The organism is bacterium, from assembly GCA_035419245.1.
In the GTDB taxonomy this organism is placed as follows: domain Bacteria; phylum Zhuqueibacterota; class Zhuqueibacteria; order Residuimicrobiales; family Residuimicrobiaceae; genus JAKPUX01.
This window is the reverse complement of sequence record DAOLSP010000011.1, coordinates 1-20,023: the sequence shown is the minus strand read 5'-3', so window position 1 is coordinate 20,023 and position 20,023 is coordinate 1. Positions and strand designations below refer to the sequence as shown.

Here is a 20,023-nt window from a genome sequence, read left to right as displayed (position 1 = left end):
GCAGAGGAGCCCTTCCATGAAAAGAATGTTCAGCCTTACCGCGCTTTCTGCCCTGGTCCTCCTCCAGACCCTGACCGCGGAGGCGCAGAAATCGGAACTCAAGTTTTCGCACAAACTGCATAGCGAGAGCGTCGGCGCGGCCTGCACAGACTGCCACACCGCCGTCGCCGAGAGCCTCCAGCCGTCCGACGATCTCCTGCCCAATATGGAGAGCTGCTATACCTGTCACGACCGCGAAGCCGAATGCAGCCTCTGCCACAGCGATGTCGACCATGCCAAACCCGAGCCGCGCACCAGCGGCTATATTGCCAAATTTCCCCATGCCAAACACATCTCGGACAAGGTGACCTGCACCACCTGCCATACCGGCGTCGCCGCCAGCGAGACCGTCGGAGCAAAGCATCTGCCCAAGATGAGCACCTGCTCCGGCTGTCATGACGACCTCGCCAAACCGGGGTACTGTTATGACTGCCATGCCAAGGGGGAAAAGCTGGCGCCCGCTTCCCACTCACTCGACTGGCCCAAAGCCCATGGCATTCGGATGCAGACCGAAAAAGACGAATGCAAGCAGTGCCACACCGACGATCAATGCTTGATTTGTCACAAACGGGGGAATCTCGACCGCAAAGCTCATCCCCTCAATTTCATCCACAATCACGGCTTGATGGCGCGGGGTAACAAGGAACAATGCCTGACTTGCCATGACGACCAGAGCTACTGTGTCACCTGCCATCAGAGCCAGATGGTGATGCCGCGCTCGCATGCCAGCGCCGCCTGGTCCAATCCCGCCACCGGCGGGACGCATGCACGCGCCGCCCGCGCCGACATGGATGGCTGCACTGTGTGCCATGCCGAATCGGCCAGCGAGCCGATCTGCATCCAGTGCCACGCATCCAAATAACCTGAGCCCATCGGGAAGAAAAAATGAAAAAAACAATTCTTGCATTGCTGCTCTCTCTCCTTGCGATCTGGTGGGCCGGATGCTCCAAAGATCAAACGCCTCAGCCTTCCAACTCGCATCCGGATAATTGGGTAAAAACCACCTCGGCAAGTTCGAGCCGGGCGGACCATGGCCAAAAGGTACTGTCCGCCGGTATGGCCTCCTGCGCCAGTTGCCACGGTGCGGACCTCGCCGGAGGAACCTCCAAGGTTTCCTGCTTCAAGTGTCATGATACTTATCCCCACAGCGAGAATTGGCTCACCGTCGGGCACAGCCGGTTCCACGGCAGCTACCTGGCCAAGGCCGGCTTTGCAACCACGAGTTGCACCCCATGTCACGGTGAGGATTTGCAGAACAGCGAAGGCAAAAAGCCCTGCTCCAGCTGCCATGCCCTTTATCCGCACGCCACGGGGTGGATGCAGAGCAGCTCCGCCTCCTTTCATGGCGCCTGGGCGAAAAATGCCGGCTGGAACTTGAACAGCTGCCAGCCATGCCACGGCAGCGACTACAGCGGCGGTGGCAATAAGCAGTCCTGCTACACCTGCCATGCCTCTTATCCGCACCGAGACAGCTGGGCCGAGGGCTCTGGCAGCACTTCGCATGGAGCCTGGCTCGCCGTGCGCAGCTTCAAGCTGGATGAGTGTAAGGCTTGCCATGGCGCAACGCTGCAGGGCGGGGATGGCAAGCAGGCCTGCACCGCCTGCCACACGGCCTATCCTCACGAAACGGCTTTCAAGTATGAAAAATCATCATCGCAGTTCCATGGCGTCCAGCTCAAGTCCCAGGGCTATAACCTGAGCGGCTGCTCCGGCTGTCATGGGGCGGATTTCCAGGGCGGCATCGCCAAAGCCAGCTGTACCAAGTGCCACGCCTCTTACCCGCATTCTGCGGACTGGACCCATCCCGCCGGAGCCGCCTCACACGTAGCCTGGCTGCGCAAGGACGAGCATGACCTGACTCCGTGCAAGAGCTGCCACGGCGCCGATTATCTCGGCGGCACCTCGGGCAAAAGCTGCACCCTTTGCCATACCGGCATTGGTGGACCCGAGAATTGCACCCTCTGCCATGGCAGCGCCGATGGTATCCAACCGCCGAAGGATACCCAGGGTAACATGGCCGAGACCGCCATGGGCGTGGGGCGGCACAAGTTCCATGTCCTGGACAAAAAGTACACCTGTCTGCTCTGCCACAAGGTGCCGACCGTCTACAGCGACCCCGGCCATGTCAACGACGATACCCCCGGCCGGGCGGAGGTCATCGATCTGTGGCAGTGGAACCACGCCAACGGCACCTGTGTCACCGGATGCCATGAAAACGACCCCTCCAAGAACTATATCTGGAACCACTGAGCGTCTTTTGGCATGGCCCGATTTCTCCTTTACCTCGTCGTCTCGGTGGCGGGCGCTGCGGTGCTCGCCATCGAACTGCTGGGCACGCGGGTGCTCGCTCCTTTCTACGGCTCCAGCCTCTACCTCTGGGCGGCTCTGATCACTGTAACCCTGCTCTCCCTGAGCCTCGGGTACTATCTCGGCGGCCGCTGGGCGGACCGCGGTGCCGCTCTGGAGCGGCTCGCAGCGCTTCCGGCCGGCGCCGGCCTCTGGCTGATGCTGGTTCCCCTGCTCAAACAACCCGTGCTGCTTCGCTTGCAGCCCCTCGGGCTCCGCGCCGCCGCACTCCTGGCGGCCACCCTGCTCTTCGCGCCCTCGCTCACCCTGCTGGGCATGGTGACCCCTTACGCCCTTAAACTGAAAACCCACCAGCTGGAGCAGCTGGGCCGCACCGCCGGATCGCTTTCCGCACTCTCCACCGTGGCCAGCGTCTTCTCCGCCCTTCTCACCGGATACTGGCTGATCCCGGCAGCCGGCATTAACCGGATGACCTGGGGCATCGCCTGGCTGCTGCTGATCACTGCGGCGGCGGTCCTGCTCGGTGGGCGCCGCAATCTCAAGGGGGCCGGCCTAGTCCTAATCCTCGGCCTTGCTCTCACCCTGATGGCTTCAGGCCTGCAGACCAGACCGGGGGTCGGGGTGCTCACCGTACAGCAGAGTCCCTTCGGCGAGATTCGTGTGGTGGAGCGGAACGGCACCCGCTTCCTACTCATCGACGGGGCGATCCATACGGCTACGGAGGCGCGCACCCTGGCGACGGAAATGCCCTATGTGGCCGCCTTCGACCTGGTGCGCAACTTTTATGACCGGACCGGGGAGATGCTGCTGATAGGATTGGGCGGGGGATCGGTCGCGAAAAACTGGTCGGCGAAGGAATGGCAGGTCGATGCGGTCGAGATCGATCCGGTCGTGGCGGAGATGGCCGGCCGTTTTTTCGGCCTGGAAGGCGGCGAGGCGAGGATTCATCTGGCCGACGGCCGGCAGTTCCTGCGTTCAAGTTCCCGGACCTATGATGTCATCCTCCTGGATGCCTTCGGCTCGAGTTCCATCCCCTTTCATCTCACCACCCTCGAAGTCTTCCAACTGATACGGTCGCATCTGTCGCCCGAGGGGGTCCTGGCGGTCAATGTCGAATGCGTCGGTTGGCAGGATCCCCTGGTGCAGAGCCTGGCGCTGACCCTCAAGCGCGTTTTCGAAACAGTCCTTGCTCTGCCCTGCGCCGAGCCGCCGAACGCCCTCGGCAATGTGCTGCTTCTGGCCGCTAACCGGGCACTGGAGTTTCCCGAAGATTGGCTGGGGAATCCCGGCGATTTCCTCGATGACGACTACCAACGCTGGTGCGCCGTCCAGCGCAACCACGCCTGGGACAACCGCTACACCCCCGCAACGGAACAGGCGCGCCTGCTCACTGACGACCACAATCCTTCCGACCTCTGGGCTGAGCGCATTAACCGTGCCGCACGGCACCGGCTCGCCGAGCTCTTCCCTGCCCCCTCCCTCGCCTGGTAATAAAAAAACACCCGCCGCAAGGACGGGTGTTCAAGACAAAACCGCTCGTGCATGGGGACTTGCCCCGCACGATTCATATCAGTTGCCCACCATCGTTGCACCGAGGAAGCTGAGCACCTCATTGATGGGATTGGCGACGGCAGTGGTGTTGCTGCCCGCAAAGAGTAGTCCGATCGCCTTGGGATTGGTCGTCACATCCTGGACCATCAAGGAGCCGGAGTCGCCGCTGTTGAGGAACTTGCTTTGCTTGTTAGCGATGATGATCTGGCCGGTAAAGGTCTTGGTGAAGGCCGTGCCGCCGGCGCACTCGTTCTCATAGCTCACCGAGACCGTGCCGTTGAGTCCCGAGACCGAGCTGCGCGTCAGGCCGGTGGTACGGCCGCTCTTCTTGACCGCCTGGCCGACCGAGGCGGCAACCGTAGTCGCCGAAAGGGTGCCGATCTCGAGGATCGAGCCGTCGGTTCTCACCATCCCTGATATCACCTGGGCGACGGCGCAATCGACATTGTTGCTCGGCAAAGAATTTTTCACAACCAGGGTGGCGACGTTCTGGGCGCCGGCGGCGCTGCAGTTGACGTCGATCAGGCCGGGCTGAATGACTGGATCACCGCTTGTGGCGACTCGGCTATTCCCACCGGAAACGATGTCGGCTTCGAGAACGTGATAGTTGCTGAGGATGTACTGAGCTGAACCGATTTTGATCAGGGAGCCGAGGGTGCCGCCGCAGCAGTAGCCGTTGGCCAGGTCATAGGACCAGCCGCCGGAAGTGCCGAGCTGGATCGGAGGGGTTTGCTTCGCGGTATGGCTCGTGCTGCTTGAACTCTTCATGGCCTTGATCTCGCCGGTGACCTGGACCAGCAGGGGGACGCTCTCGAGCTCAGCGGGAAGACCGCCCGGGCCCTTTTGCAGGACGGGCGATTTGGTCATCACCACGATCACCGGCTGACCCGCTTCGGTGACAGTCACATAGGTTCCGACCACCTCGCTGTTCTTCATCAGACTGGCGGTGTGCCGTTCCTGCACGGCCGCCACGGCCTGGATAGCGGGATTATCCAGGGTCCACTCGCCGGCGGCAGCAACAGGCTCCGCAGCGGTTGGCGCTGCCTGCTTTTCGCCGCAGCCGGTCAGCAGCGCCAGTACCAGCACGAGTGCCGCGCCGACCAGGGCAAATTTCCAGATTAAACTTTTCATCGAATTGACCTCCTTGCGTATGGGACGCTGGTCGAACCTCCCCCCCCCCCACAACTGCGGGTTTCCGTTAAAAATAACCATATGAACGCCCAATTGCAAGCCTTTTCTACACTTTTTTAGGTCGCTTCTCGCCATGCAACCCTGCCGACGTTGCCTATTTCAGCACAATGGACCCCTGCATCCCTGGATGTTCACGGAATCGGCAGCAGGTGCCGTATTTTTCAGCAAAACAAGCCATGCCTGCAAAGAATCCCAATAAAAGATTTGCCTGAAAAAAAACCTCCGCCTATATTATTCCATAATTAAATATTTTACATTCCCTTAAGTCAATTTATTTCGTTTTATTGAACTATTTTTGAAACCCTAAATTCCATCCATTTTTAAGCTAAAAGAGGAGGTCTATCGCTGAATTCGGTGTACCTTGATATTCTAATCAACTACCCTATCACCCGGGAGGTCCCATGAATCCGAAATTCATCACCATCTTTGCTGCCCTCACCAGTCTTCTGCTCATCACGGCCTTCGCCTGGGCGGCGGCTCCGACGGCCAAGATCACCGTGGACGCCCTGAGTTCCGTCGATGTCGAAGGCAGCACCATGATGACCTCGAGCGGCCTCAAGGTCATCGGTGTCGGCGAAACCTGGTATCTGATCGGTTCCGCTTCCTCCGGCACGGTGACCAAATATGTCTGGACACTCAAGACGAAGCCGGCCGCCTCGAACGCAGCCCTTTCTGCTACCAACACGGCCAAGGTCGAGCTGGTTCCCGACGCAATCGGCCAGTATGAAGTGGTCCTGTCGGTCACCACCGCCGACGGCACCGGTGAAACCACCGTTGTCCTCACCGCGGCAAAGTGGTGCGGTGTCGGCGGCCAGTGGGGATTTGGTGTCGATGTCGCCGGCGGCCAGTGCACCTATTGCCACTACGAGAACACCAACCAGTGGAACAAGACCAAACACTTTGTCGGCCTGAGCGACAACATCGACACGCCGGGCCATTTCGCCAGCTATTGTCTTTCCTGCCATGTAACCGGCTACAACGCCGCGCCGACTGCGGTCAACAACGGCTTTGATGACATCGCGGCTGAGCTCGGCTGGGTTTTTCCGGCCCCACTGCAGGCGGGCAATTGGGCCAGCCTGATCGCCAATTATCCGCGCCTGGCCCAGATGTCCAATGTCCAGTGCGAGGTTTGCCATGGCCCTGGCAGCCAGCATGTCGGCAAAAAGAGCGCGATCGACATGAGCCTGAATGAGGGCACCTGCGGCCGCTGCCATGAGGAGCCGCCCTACAACGTCAAGAACATCCAGTGGGCCAAATCGGGACACGCCAGAGTGATGGAGAACTACTCCACACGCGCCACCTGCGACCAGTGCCACTCGGGCTGGGCTTTCATCCGCCGCGTCGACCCCAAGACCACGAGCCTTGATGGCCGCCCGACCAACGGCTTTGGCCAGCAGTCCTGCGCGGTCTGCCACGATCCGCATTCCGGCACCTATGAAGGCCAGATCCGTACCATGGCCGATGTCACCCTCGGCGATGGCAGCGTGGTCACCTATGGCGGCACCGGCAAACTCTGCATGGCCTGCCATCACGGCCGTCAGAATGCCGAAGTCTACTCCGCCAATCCGGCCAACATCTCGACGCATTTCGGCCCACACGGCAGCGCTCAGGCGGATATGATCAATGCCAGCAACGGCATTCACTATGGCCTGCCGGTCGCCAAGACCGGCCATATCCTCACCACGGAAGACGCCTGCGTCACCTGCCACATGGCGACCGCAGGCAACCCTGGCGACCACAATCACACCTTCTCCATGGTCGACGACAAGGGCACTGAAAATACCGCCGACGATGTCGACAAGGTCTTCGTCTGTCAGCCCTGCCATGGCGACATCAAATCGTTCGACGATATCCCCGCAGCCCAGGATTATGATGACGACGGCACCCTGGAAAGCGCGACCGCCGAGATCGAGGGTCTGATGGAGGAACTGGCCGAAATTCTGCCCCCCACCGGCTCGGACGTGGTCCTCACCAAGGCTGATTATGACTGGACGGGACAACCCGTTCAAATCGCCGAATACCGCAAACTGCTGCTCAAAGCCGCCTTTAACTATTACTTTGTCGAGGAAGATCTCAGCGGCGGCATCCACAACACGGCCTATGCAGCCACCCTGCTGCGCCGCTCGATCGCCTCGCTCAAGTATGGCGATATCGGCTCCGGTGTGATCCGCAGCATCAGCGATGTGCCGCATGACCAGGGCAAGCAGGTGCGGGTGATCTGGAGCAAATTCCCGGCGGACGGTCCCGGAGACATGCCGATCCGGAACTACAATGTCTGGCGCCGCGTCGATGCGCCCGCAGCGGGCATCACGCTGGCGGCCGCACCCAGGCTTTACCGCTCCTTCGACGAGGTACCGGCGACTCTGACCTCCGAGGTTCGCGTCAAGTTCCAAGAGGATCTCTATGACTTTGTCGCGTCGGTTCCGGCTGCCGCGCTGCCACAGTACAGCGTCGTGGCCCCGACCCTCTATGATTCGACCAAAACCGGTGGTCAGCACTGGTCGGTTTTCGTCGTCACCGGCCAGACCGACCTGCCCTACTGGTACAGTGCCTCCGCGCCCGACAGCGGTTATTCGGTTGACAATCTGGAACCCATGGTGCCGATGAACCTGCGCGCTGACGTTTCCAGCTCCGGTGTCTCCCTCACCTGGGATGAACCGGTGGACGCCGATTTCAAGTTCTTCACCCTCTACCGCGGCGAAACCGCCTCCTTCGATCCGGATGCGGTTCAGCCTTTGGCCAAACTGACGACCCATGCTTTCGTCGACGGCTCGGCCCTGAACAAGAAGACCTATTACTACAAACTGGCGGCGACCGATTTCTCGGGCAACCGCAGCGCTTTCGCCAGCGTGATGCTCAACGTCACGGCCGTCGATATCAACGCCAGCCTGCCGACCGAATTCGCACTGGAACAGAACTATCCGAACCCGTTCAATCCCAGCACGATGATCTCCTTCGGCCTGCCGGCACAGCAGCGCATTGCTCTCAAGATCTACGACATGCGCGGCCAGCTGGTGCGCACCCTGGCCAGCGGCGCCTTCGCGGCTGGCACCCATCAGTTGAGTTGGGACGGCCGCAACGACAGTGGCGATGTCGCCAGCGCCGGCACCTATATCTATCGCCTCGAAAGCGAGGGACAGACCCTCACCAGAAAGATGATCTTCCTGAAATAGTTAGTCTCATCCTGGCTTAACCGAAGCCGGGGCGCATAACGCCCCGGCTTCTTCTTTTTGGGAGAACTGTTCATGAAACTGCGTTTGCCTGACTCCTACTACAATCCGGTCTCCTACACGGGCACGGTGATCGCTCTGATCGCCCTCTTCATGTTCGTCTTTCTCTATGTCCTGGCCTCGCTCTCGAGCGTCGACCGGGCTTATGTGGGCATTGTCCTCTTCATCGTCATCCCCGCCTTCATCATCCTCGGACTGCTGCTCATTCCGCTGGGGATGTGGCAGTTCATCCGCCGACGGCGGCGTCAGGGCAAGACCCTGGAGAAAGGCTTCCCGGTGCTCGATCTCAACCAGCCCGAGCAGCGGACCGCCACAATCATATTCGCCCTCGGCACCACGATCTTTCTCTTCCTCTCCGCCCTCGGCAGCTATGAAGCCTATCATTTCACCGAATCGGTTCCCTTTTGCGGCCAGCTTTGCCACAAGGTGATGGAGCCGGAGCACACCGCCTACCAGAACTCGCCGCATGCTCGTGTGACCTGCGTCGAATGCCACGTCGGCGCGGGCGCAAACTGGTATGTCAAATCCAAGTTGAGCGGCTTGTATCAGGTTTATGCCACCCTGGCGAATGTCTACCCCCGGCCCATTCCCGTGCCGGTGGCCAACCTCCGCCCGGCGCGCGAAACCTGTGAGTCCTGCCACTGGCCGCAAAAGATTTACGGCAAACAGCTGCGCCGCGAGATCTATTTTCTTCCAGATGAGAACAACACCCGCTGGGAAATCAATCTGCTCCTCAATACGGGCAGCGGCAATGCCGCCCTGGGGCAAAGTTCCGGGATCCACTGGCATATCAATCCCGACATCCGTATCGATTATTTCGCGGCGGATGCAAAACGGCTCGAGATCCCCCGCGTTGTCATGACCAACCGCAAGAACGGCGAGAAAATAGTCTATGATAGCCCGTCGGCCGGTTCTGAAACGGCGGCCCTGCCAGTCCGGGAGATGGATTGCATCGATTGCCATAACCGGCCGAGCCACGGCTACCACGATCCCAACCGCTTCATCAACAGCGCGATGGCAGCCGGCGAGATCGATCCCGCCCTGCCCGGCATCAAGCGGGCAGCGGTGGAGGCTTGCATGACCACCTACGGGACCCCGGACTCCGCCCAGGCCGGGATCGCCGCCCACCTGCGTACCTTCGGCGCCACCCTGGCCGGCGCGCAGAGCCCGGAGACGGGAGCGTTGATCGAACGCGCACTCGCCGGAACCCAGAAGGCCTACAGCCGCAACCTCTTCCCGGGGATGAAGGTCTCCTGGAACGACTATCCCGACCACATCGGCCATCTCAATTCCCCCGGTTGCTTTCGCTGCCACGATGGTGAGCACGTCAGCGCCCAGGGACGGGTGATTTCCAAGGAGTGTAATCTCTGTCACGACATCCAGGCGCAGGGCAAGGCCGGAGCGATGGTCTATTCGAATGCCGGCAGTTCGCTCGAGTTCGTCCATCCCGAGGATATTGGCGACGGCTGGAAAGAGGCCCCGTGTTCGGAGTGTCACGCCCAGCCGCCGATTTGAGGCCCGCTCACGCCCCCCGAACCCGTTGTCAGCCGGCCTTTCGCCGCGGCAGCCTCCAGGGGGAGCACAAAGGAGGGAACTCCGGGCGCCGCTGCATCCAGCGGCGCCTTTTATTATGGGGTCAGAAAAAGATGAAGGTCGTGAGAATGAAGGTCGGGATGAGGATCAGGAGGGAGTAGCCCATGTAACCGAAAAAGTTTGGCATCTTGACGCCCTGCTCCTCGGCAATGGAGCGTACCATAAAGTTGGGGGCATTGCCGATGTAGGTGTTGGCGCCCATATAGACGGCGCCGGTGGAGATCGCCTTGAGAAAGATTCCCTTTTCAGCGATCAGGGCGGGAATGGCCTGGGATTCCGGCAAACCGGCGTAGAAATTGCCGAGCGCGGTATTAAGGAAGGTCAGGTAGGTCGGGGCATTGTCGAGAAAGCTCGACAGGACGCCGGTAATCCAGAAATAGTGCCAGGGCTCCTTGACGGCGTTGATGATGAAGGCCAGATGGCCATGGGTGCCAGCGCGTAGCATCGCCAGTGCGGGGATGATGGTGATGAAAATCCCCGCGAAGAGCAGCGCTACCTCGATGATCGGCCCCCAGGTGAATTCGTTCTTCTTGCGCACCTCGCGGGCCGTGGTCGCCCACGAAAGGGCAACCAGAATCAGCAGCACGAGATCCCGGAACAGGTTGGCCAAGCCAAGATGAATGCCGAGCATCTTGACCTCTCCTGCATGATAGGTGCCGCTCATCAGCACGGCGCCGATGATACCAGCCAGAAAAATGAGGTTGTGCGCCCCACGGATGCGCAGCGGCACCTTTTCTCCTGCCGGTTCTTTCAGCGTGCCCGCCTGTTTTTCGCGGTGGTAGAGATAAGAGTCCATCAGGAAAAAGAGCACCAGGACCATTGCGACGACGAAGAGCGTTTCGGGGAGGAGCTTAAAGGTCCAGAAAAAGGGGACACCATGAAGAAAACCCAGGAAGAGGGGCGGATCACCCAGCGGAGTCAGTGCCCCGCCGATGTTGCTGACCAGAAAAATAAAAAAAACGATGACGTGCATCTTGCTGCGGCGATGGGAATTGGCGCGGATGACCGGACGGATCATCAGCATCGAAGCCCCGGTGGTGCCTATCCACGAAGCGATCACCGTGCCGATCAGCAGCAGCAGGGCGTTCAGCAGCGGATTGCCGCGGAGAGTCCCCTCCACCAGAATGCCGCCAGCGACGGTGAAAAGGGCGAGCAGCAGGATGAGAAAGGGAATGTAATCGATCAGCACAATGTGCAGGATCTCATGGAGCGCGGGATGGCCGTAAGCAAGGACGAAGGGCAGGGCCACGACCAGCGACCAGAACGCGGAGACCTTGCCGTAATGATGGTGCCAGAAATGGGGGGCAAAGAGCGGGAAAAGGGCGATCGAGAGCAGGATGCCAAGAAAGGGGATGATGCTCCAGACCGGAAGCACCTCGCCCAGGTTTATGCCGCCCGCAGCGGCTTCGGCCTCCCCCGCCAGCAGCGAAGGGGCAAAACAGAGTACCAGCGCCGCCAAATACCACAGTCTTTTTTGCATGCCGTAGCGATCCTTCTTTGCAGGTGGGCCAGGTGGAAACCCGGTTATGTGCACCTTGCAATAAATTATCCTTCAACTTAAATAAAAAATCGCATACCGTCAATATAAAAAAAGCCGCCCGGATCGGGCGGCTTTTTTGTACTGCGCGGGGGATGGCCAACTCTACTTGAGCAAGGCCATCTTTTTGGTCACGCTCATGCCGTTGGCGACGATGCGGTAGTAATAGAGTCCCGTCACCACCGGTGCGCCGGCGTCGTTGCGGCCGTTCCAGACGATCTGGTGGTATCCGGCCGGAACCTCACCATCGACCAGGGTACGGATGAGCTGGCCGTTGGTATTGTAGATCTGCAGCAGCACCCGTCCCTCCGCCGGCAGCTGGTAGCGGATGGTCGTCACCGGATTGAAGGGATTGGGATAGTTCTGCGCGAGCTCGAACTTGCTCGGTACCGGCATCTCCGCCACGACCGGACCGTGCTGGGTGGTCACGCCGCTGCGGCTGATGTCCTCGAGCTTGTAATACCAGCGCTCGCCGGCCTGGGCGCTCTGGTCGATCCAGGTATACTTGCCGTCCGTCGCCGGGGGAATCAGGGCGCTGTTGATCTTTTCATACGTCCCCTTCTCGGTACGACAGCGCAGCACGTTGAATCCGAGGTTGTCGCTCTCGGCGGCCGTCTGCCATTCGAGGCTGACGCCCTCGTACTCGACGCTGGTACAGGTGAAACTCTTCATTTCGACGCTGACCTGCAGATTGACCGACCAATACTTCGTCAGGGTGTGTGCGGCATCGGAGATCTCCACTGTCACCAGATAAAAGCCCTGGGGATAGTACTGGGAATTGAGGGTGAAGGATGAGGAGCTCGAGACCGCCTGTGAACCGACTTTCCAGGTGTAGTAGAGGGCGTCGTTGTCCGGGTCCTCGACCTGAACCGAGAAGGTCACCGAGTTGGGCCACTTGACCGTAATGCTCTCCGTCGCGGGTTCGGAGGCGACGAGGCGCGGCGCCCGGTTCTCGTTGGTCACGGTGATCCGCACCGAATCGATGGCTTTGCCGCCCTGGTTGTCCTGCACCGTAAAGACCGGCACGTAGGTCTTGCCGCCCTGGTCAAAGGTCGGCGTCCAGTCGAACCAGTAAATAGTGCTGCCGTCCGGTTCAAAGGTGGCGCCGTCGGGCAAATTGGCGGCGCTGTAGTAGATCTGGTCGCCGTCGGCATCGGTGGCGTTGACCGAGAAGCGGAGGTGTTCACCCTCGTTGATGGTGTAGGAACCCAGCGCCGCGAAGACCGGATAGTTCTGGTTGTCGCCCTGGGCGGTGAAGCGTACCGTCGGCGAACCGCTGGGCAGGCTGGCCGTCGCCAGCGCCTCGTTGGGGCCCTGCTTGCCGAGCTTCCAGCGGGCGCTGGCGATGCCGTCGGCGCCGGAGGTCACCACGCTCGGTCCCTCGATGCTGCCACTGCCGGGCACTACGACGAACTGGACAGTACCGCCTCGAGCCGGGTTGCCGTAGCGGTCCTTGATCAGCACCTGGATCGGATCGGGCATGACCTTGCCAACCTGGCCGCGGAGATTGGGATTCTCGATCTTCTCCATGGTGTAGGCATAATCGGCTTCGCCATTGAGTAAGAACTCGATGAAGGCGGGATTGAGATTGACCGCCGAGGCGCGCACCTTGTTGAGGCCGGCCCGTGTGCCGAGGGTGTAGTTGGCAATCGCGGTGCCCTGGGCGTTGGAGGTGGCGGTCAGGCCGGTCACGCCGCCGTCGAGGGTGCCCTTGCCGGAGACCGTGCCGTCGTCGACCACGTTGAACATGACCGGCCAATCCGGAACGGCGTTGCCGTACTCATCCTCGACGCGCACCACCAGAGGCGTATAAAGGGTGCGGCCGACAGTGCCAGTCTGATCGCCGCCGAGGAGGTAGACAATCTTGCTGGCCGGTCCAGAAGTGGTCGTCGCCGTAAAAGTGACCGCGCTGATGGCCGCATAGGAGGGCAGGCTGGCGCTATAGAGCGTGTTGCCCTTCCCACTGCCGGCGACGGCTTGGGCGGTGGCCTGGCCGTACATGTCGGTGGTCGCCGGATTGGTACTGGTGATGGCGCCGTTGTTGACCAGGACGGTGAACTTGACCTGAACATCGGCTACAGGCCAGTCGTTGATGTCATTCAGCTGCACCTTGAAGAGCTGCGGCAGGGCCTTGCCGGGCTGCGCCGTCTGATTGTCACCGCCTAGGATCGTCAGTTTCGCCGGGGGGTTGGCGACGGCGATCTCGGTAAAGCGTACGGGCGAGTTGCTCAGGACAGCGCCGCTGCCGTCGTTCTTGATCGCGCGGGCTTCGACGAAATTGACGCCCGCCGACTTGCCGAGTTTGTAGCGCGCCTGGGCCACGCCCGTGCTGTCGGTATAGATGACCTGCGGATCGATCATCGTGCCGCCGCCCTGCGTGGGCATAAAGGTCACCGGATGATTGGCGATGGTGTTACCGTTGCGGTCACGCACGACCACACGCAGCGGCAGAGGCAAGGCCGTGGCGACGTTACGGGTCTGGGCATCGCCGTCATTGCTGGTCGCGCGCGCGATCTCGTAGGCGCCGAGGGGATTGAAGGTGATCATGACGCTGTCGGCGATGCTGATGTTGTTGTTGACGTCGCGCGCCTTGATCCACTTCCGTCCCGCCCTGGTCGAAGTGGCGAATCCGACCGCATCGCCGTTGACATCGGACGTGGTCAGCGGCTGGGTGATGTAGGTGGTCGCGTCATTCGGGAGCAAGGTGACATATTTTCCGGTCACGGCATTATCATATTTATCGCGCAAGGAGACCTTGATGGAAGCCTTGGTGGTGCCGTCCGCCGGAACCGCGGCATCCACGGCGAGAATCTTGGAGCGCTTGCCGTCGGTGATGTCCGGCATGGCGACAGCGGTGAAGCGGATCGGCGAGTTTTTCAGAGCCGCCGTGCCGTTGGTTGAAGTAGCCTCGACCACGTTGCGGTCCAGGCCGGCGGTGCGTCCGAGCCGCCACTTGACGCGGGCAATGCCGTCTGCGTCGGTGTTGATGACCTTGGTCAGCACGGTATCGGTGCCGAGCGCGGCATAATCGGAGGCGCCGACGATGATCCGGAACTCGATGGGATGGCCCTTGACCGGGTTGTTATATTTGTCACGCGCCATCACCGCCAACTCGCTGCCGAGGAACTTGCCCACGGTGCCGCTCTGGGCGTTGCCTGCCGACAGAACCAGGTTATCCGCATTGCTGGGCGTGCCGGAGATCAAAAAGAGCAGCGGCGAACCGGTGAGCTTGGCGCCGTTGTACTCCGCGGTCGCCTCGATGCGGTTGTTCTTGTTGCCGGCGATTTTGCCCAGATAGAACTGGACGGAGACCAGACCGTTGCTGTCCGTAGTCTTGGTCGCCGTCGTATTGACGGTGCCATCCAGGGTGCCGCCGCCGGCGGTGACATTGGAGGTCACGGTAAAGGTAACCGAATGATTGGCAATGGGGTTCTTGAATTCGTCCGTCACTCTTGCCTTGAGCAGCTCACCCAGCTTGTTTTCCGTGATGCCGAGGAAGAGCGTCGTATCGCTTGCCATGAGCAAAAGTTTCGGGTCGCCGACGATGGCGCTGGCATAAAAGAGATAGGGTGAGTTGACCAGATTGGTGCTGTTATAGCGGGCGCTCACCTCCATGGCGTTGTTCTTGCTGCCCGGGCGCTTGCCGAGCGTCCAGTAAACGCTGGCATAGCCATCCAGATCGGTGTTGACCGTTGTTTCGGCCAGGCCGTTGATGCTGCCACGCAGGCTGTCGACACCGCTGACATGGAAGAGGACCGGGGTATTGGGCACGCCGTTACCGTATTTGTCCTTGACCTGCACGCGGACCGCCTTGGCCAGGGGTTGTCCGACCTTGCCGATCTGATTGGCCGTCGCGGCATCGGGCACCAGCTGATAGGCTACATCAGGCAGGGCGGTGGCCTTGAAGACCAGCAGCGGATTGAGGACCACGCCGGAACGGACCTCGAGCACGTTGTTGGCCGTGCCGGAGGTGGTGCCGAGGGTCCAGGTGATCTGGGCGATGCCCGAGTCGGCGGAGGTCGGCACGGTCACATAGCTCGCGCCATTGACCTTGCCGGCTCCCTGGGTCACGGTGAAGGTGACCATGTAGCCGGTCTTGGACTGGCCGTTCTTGTCGGTGATCCGCACCTTGACATTCTGGGTGATGGCATTGCCTACTATGCCCTTGAGGGTGTCGGGCGTGGACCACTTGACCATCTGGTAGGCGTCGCCGGTGACCGAAGTGGCGTTGAAAAAGGCCGGGCTATCGGTCAAGGCCGCGCCGTCATTGCGCAGAGCGTCGACGCGCACCTGCACAGAGCCAAGATAGCCGGTCGGCATCTTCCAGCGTGCACTCGCATAGCCGTCGGTTCCGGTGGAGATGGTCTTGACAGTGCTCTCGCCGTCGATATCGACAAAGGTGCCGCCCGAGCCGACCACCTGGAAGGTGACGGAGTGGTTGAATATGGCGTTGCCATAGACGTCCGTTACCTGCGCCTTGATGGGCTGAGTCAGTTCCTGGCCATTGGGGCCGCTCTGATTGTCCGTCGTTGCGAGCTTGACCAGTTTGGCGGCGGTGCCCGCGCGGCCGCTGGCCCAGAGGCGCAGCGGCGAATTGATGAGGTGCATTGCGGGCTGGTCGGCGCGATAGGAGGAGACCTCGATGACGTTGGCGCTGTCGCCGGCGGTTTTACCAAGGGTCAGTGTCGCCGCAGCCATGCCGCTGACATCGGTGACCACCGCCTTCTCGCTGAGGCCGTCGAAATTGCCGCCGCCCTTGACCACCTTGAAGCGGACCGTATGGCCGGCGATGACGGCATCGAAGGGGCCGTACACCTTGACGACGAAGGGCTTGGAGAGTCTGGCGGTGACTGTGGTATCCTGTGCATTTCCGGAGAAATATTCGATCCGGGAAGCCACCGGATTGGTGGCGGTCTCGGAGAAGGTGACATACTCCGGATTCAGGCCGGTGGCGGTGGCGCGGACGGTGTGAACTTCGCCGACCGCACTGCCCATTATCAGGGAAACCGCTGCGCGCCCGGAGCCATTGGTGTAGCGGGTCAGGGTGCGGGTGCCGGCGGTCTCGAGATACGCGCCGGTGCCATCAATGATCGAAAAACTGACCTGATGACCGGCGATGCCGTTGTTCTTGTAGTCGGTCACCTTGACAACCAGTGAATCGGCAAGGGGCAAACCGATCGAGCCGTTCTGATTATTGCCGGAGGCGATGGCCAGGATGCTCGGGGGCCCGATGGTGCCGGTGGCAGTGAAGATCTGGACCGGTATCGCGGCCAGGCCCTGCAGTTTGGCTTCGACCGTGGTGGTGCCGGGTTTGTCGCCGAGGGTCAGGTAGACTGCGGCCTCGCCGTTGGTGTCGGTGAGCACCTTGAGGCTGCTCACCGGCGCCGGAGCTGCGACCGAGCTCACCTTGCCGTCACCGCTCTTGACGGTAAAGGTCACCGGGTAGTTGGGGTAATTGCCGCCGGACGTGCCCAGCACCTTTACCTTGAGCTGGGTGGGCAGCATGACGCCGACCATGCCGGTCTGTTGGTCGCCTGAGATCTTGGTCATGGAAGCGGGCGGCTTGCCGGTCTTGATGGTGAAGGTCAGCGGCGAGTTGGTCAGGGCGGTGCCGCCGCCGCCGGTGGCCGCGGCCTGGACCTTGAAGAGGGTGTCGACCAGTCCGAGGGTCATGGTGACCTTAGCCTGGCCCTTCTCATCCGAGGTTGAGGTCGCGCTGGAGAGCGAGCCGCCGACGCCCGAGAGCAGGCTCCAGTTCACCGTGGTACCGGGGACGCCGTTGCCATAGGAGTCAATAATGTCAGCGATCAGGGTGGCGCCGGCAGTCTCATCGCGGGTGCCGAGAATCGGATCAGTGAGCTCGGGATCCTTGATCATCGCGACAGCCGGCCCCGGCGTCGGGTCGAGGGTGAAGGTCACCGGGGCACCGGTCAACAGGGTGGTGCCGTCCGCCTTGTAGCCCAGGGCGGAGACCACCACATTGGTATCGGCGTCGGTGCCGAATTTCAGACGCGCCGCAGCGTAGCCGGCACTGTTGGAGACGTTGGAGAGGTTCGGGCCGGTCTCGCCCATGGTGGAGCCGGAGGGGCCAGTCACGCCGCTGGCAATTAGAGCGATCTTGTCCCAGTCCCAGCCGGGTTCATAAATAACCAGGCGGATATTCTGCAAACCCTTGGTCAATTTGAAGCTGCTGGGAAACTTGTACCAGGCCCAGGCGCCCGAGACATCCGTCACTTCGCAGTAGAGGGTGTCGGTTTTGGCGGTTCCGTAGCGGACGATCACATTATTCCGGCTGGTGGAGGTGGTTCTATACCGCAGATAGAAATAGTAGGAGCGCTCTTCAGGGACATAGACCGGAATAGAGACCGCTTCTTTGTAGCGATACCCGGAAGTGAACGAGGTTTTGATATAATGGCCACCGGAGGCGGTCGCCGAGGTGGTGTCCTTGGCAATGGAGATGCCGAGCGAACCGGATTCCACCTCTTTCCAGATTTTGCCGTCAAAGGTGCCGGTTTCGACGGTGCCCTTGCCCTGGGTCACCTGGAAATCCACAACGACATTGCTCACCGGATTGCCGGCATCGTCGGTCACCTTGACCTTGAGGGAATCGGCTACGTACTGGTTGATGGGCGCGGACTGGTTGCTGCCGCTGATGTAGGCTATGCGGCTGGCACTGGCTGAACCGAGATTGGGAAGATAGACCGAATAATTATCTATATTAAAATTGCTGACACCATCCTCGTACATCACCACGCCGACGTACCAGGTATCGCCGGGCGCCGAAGGCAACGTCAGATTCAGTGTCGCATCAAACACATCGTCGATATAGTGAGAAACCGTCAGGGAGGTGCCGCTGACCTTGACGATGGCGGTAACTTTCTGCCCGGCAGCAGGAGCGGTCTTGGTCACATTGGTCTCACTCACGAGGCTGCTGAACGTCGTACCGCCGCCGGTGATTTGGTAGAGGGAGAGCTTGTTTGCGGAGCGGCGTAGCCAGTAACCATTGGCCGTGGATGCGGGCGAATCCAGCATCAGGGCAAAACCGACTGGTATATATCCGCTGGTTTGGTAATAGATGGCCGAGGCGCCCATGGTCATCGAAAGCTTGATTGAATCGGCGCCGGCCGATTTGTTTGCGCCGGAACGGGCGAAAGCGGCCAGACCGTAGCCGTTGGCCGACGAGATGGTCAATTCGTTGTTCTCAGTGGCAAATTTGGGAGCGGACCAGTCGGAACCGAGCGAAGTCCGGTTGAAATCATCGACGATGGGGCTGTTCCAACCCGTGGATGGCGTCCCGCCGCCACCGCCGCCGGCCAAGGTGGTCGCTGAGGCAACATTGGAGAGAGGTGAGGTATTCGGAACCTCATCTTTGATCACCAGGGCGAAGTAGTATTTGGTACTCGCGCTCAGGCCGGAGACCGTGACCGACTCGGACGAGCCGGGGGCTTTCGGCGTGCCGGTCGTAGCTTTGGTGGCCGCGGAGAAATTGGCGCTGGTGATCGTGGAGGTGCTATAACGCAGATCGTAGGAGGTCGCCGCGCCGGTGCCGGTCGGGCCGCCATCATCGGACTGGGCGGTCCAGGTTACCGTGATCGAGCTGGAGCTGGCCGCCGTTGCCGAGATCGTCGCAGCGGCAGGGGCGGTGGTGTCGGTCGTCGTCGGCGGCGTATAGGTGCTGAAGGTCATCTCTTCGATGTCATTGTCCACCGCTGCACCGCTGTAGAGCAGGGCGCCGCCGTAACAGGTGGAAGCGAGGCTATAATCGGTGTTGGTAATCGAGCCGAGGGGATTGCCGTCGAGAAAATACTCGAATTTTCCGGTGGCGGTATTGACCCGTACCGTAAACAGGGAACCTGCCGCCATGGTCGGCGGCGATGAGACGTTTGCCGTCGTCCCCGAGCTGGCGGTCACACCTGCGGTGATCTTGAAGAGCTTGATCTGCCCGCTGTAATAATTGGCAAAATAGCCGTTGCCCATGAAGTTGGCGGTTTGCATGAAGACCACCCCACCGTAGCCGGTATAAGCGGTCTCGCATCCGTCACCGGAGGGCGCCCAGCGGATGTCGACCTGATTGGCATTGGCCTTGCCTGTGTAGACCGCGATCTGTTTGGCCCCGGTCAGTTTTTTGGTGGAATGCAGATTGCCATTATAGACCAGCGAATCACCGGCAGACCAGGATGTGCTGCTCAGAGTGCCGGATCCTTCGAAATAGGCGGTGACGGGATCCTGCCCAAAAGCCGTGAAGGCCAGAGCGAGTGTCAGGAGCACAACCAGAGTTGCGGCTTTTGAGAACGACAACGCGATTCTCATGATGGGTAACCTCCAATGCAGTTGCGATGCGTGGTTCTGTTTCATGTCAAAACACTTGTTTGCGCAACGAACAAGAAAATTCATATTTCGGCTATTATTTTCGATACTTACTTCAATATTTTCAATGGTGAGGATCTCCCACCGCCCTCCTATTTCGCAAACACTATGCCAAAAGGGGGGAACGGGATCAAAAGAAGAAAAGCAAAGGCCCCTCTCGCGCCTGCTCGAAGTGGCGGGTGGGTGCGAGAGGGCAGGCGGACTGGGT

Annotated in this window: 8 protein-coding genes; 5 read left to right on the top strand and 3 right to left on the bottom strand. The window is 60.6% G+C overall.

Annotated features, from left to right (window positions below):
- Positions 1-16: 16 nt before the first annotated feature.
- From PLH32_12635 to PLH32_12625, 3 genes are read left to right on the top strand one after another with little or no spacing between them, the layout of a single operon-like run.
- Positions 17-901 carry a cytochrome c3 family protein gene (locus PLH32_12635; protein HQJ65452.1) on the top strand — a complete coding sequence of 295 codons (885 nt, stop codon included), beginning with the start codon at positions 17-19 and terminating at the stop codon, positions 899-901.
- 23 nt (positions 902-924) lie between these two features.
- Entirely contained in the window at positions 925-2,289 is a 1,365-nt protein-coding gene (locus tag PLH32_12630) for a hypothetical protein (GenBank protein HQJ65451.1), read from the top strand.
- A gap of 12 nt (positions 2,290-2,301) precedes the next feature.
- Positions 2,302-3,837, top strand: a complete 1,536-nt coding sequence (locus PLH32_12625; protein ID HQJ65450.1) for a fused MFS/spermidine synthase — start codon at positions 2,302-2,304, stop codon at positions 3,835-3,837.
- Between the two features lie 78 nt (positions 3,838-3,915).
- Here PLH32_12625 and PLH32_12620 read toward each other — a convergent pair whose 3' ends face one another.
- A complete protein-coding gene (locus tag PLH32_12620; GenBank protein HQJ65449.1) occupies positions 3,916-5,028 on the bottom strand; it encodes a hypothetical protein in 1,113 nt (370 codons plus the stop codon).
- 461 nt (positions 5,029-5,489) lie between these two features.
- Here PLH32_12620 and PLH32_12615 point away from each other — a divergent pair, with 461 nt between their 5' ends.
- Together PLH32_12615 and PLH32_12610 are read left to right on the top strand one after the other, a co-directional pair.
- Positions 5,490-8,261 (top strand): FlgD immunoglobulin-like domain containing protein, encoded by a 2,772-nt coding sequence (locus PLH32_12615; GenBank protein HQJ65448.1) that lies wholly within the window; start codon positions 5,490-5,492, stop codon positions 8,259-8,261.
- Between the two features lie 72 nt (positions 8,262-8,333).
- Positions 8,334-9,833: a NapC/NirT family cytochrome c gene (locus PLH32_12610; protein HQJ65447.1), complete on the top strand. Its 1,500-nt coding sequence runs from the start codon at positions 8,334-8,336 to the stop codon at positions 9,831-9,833.
- Positions 9,834-9,954: 121 nt separating this feature from the next.
- Here PLH32_12610 and PLH32_12605 read toward each other — a convergent pair whose 3' ends face one another.
- Positions 9,955-11,391 carry a sodium:proton antiporter gene (locus PLH32_12605; protein ID HQJ65446.1) on the bottom strand — a complete coding sequence of 479 codons (1,437 nt, stop codon included), beginning with the start codon at positions 11,389-11,391 and terminating at the stop codon, positions 9,955-9,957.
- A 162-nt stretch (positions 11,392-11,553) separates the two neighbouring features.
- Entirely contained in the window at positions 11,554-19,758 is an 8,205-nt protein-coding gene (locus tag PLH32_12600; GenBank protein HQJ65445.1) for a FlgD immunoglobulin-like domain containing protein, read from the bottom strand.
- Positions 19,759-20,023: the final 265 nt, after the last annotated feature.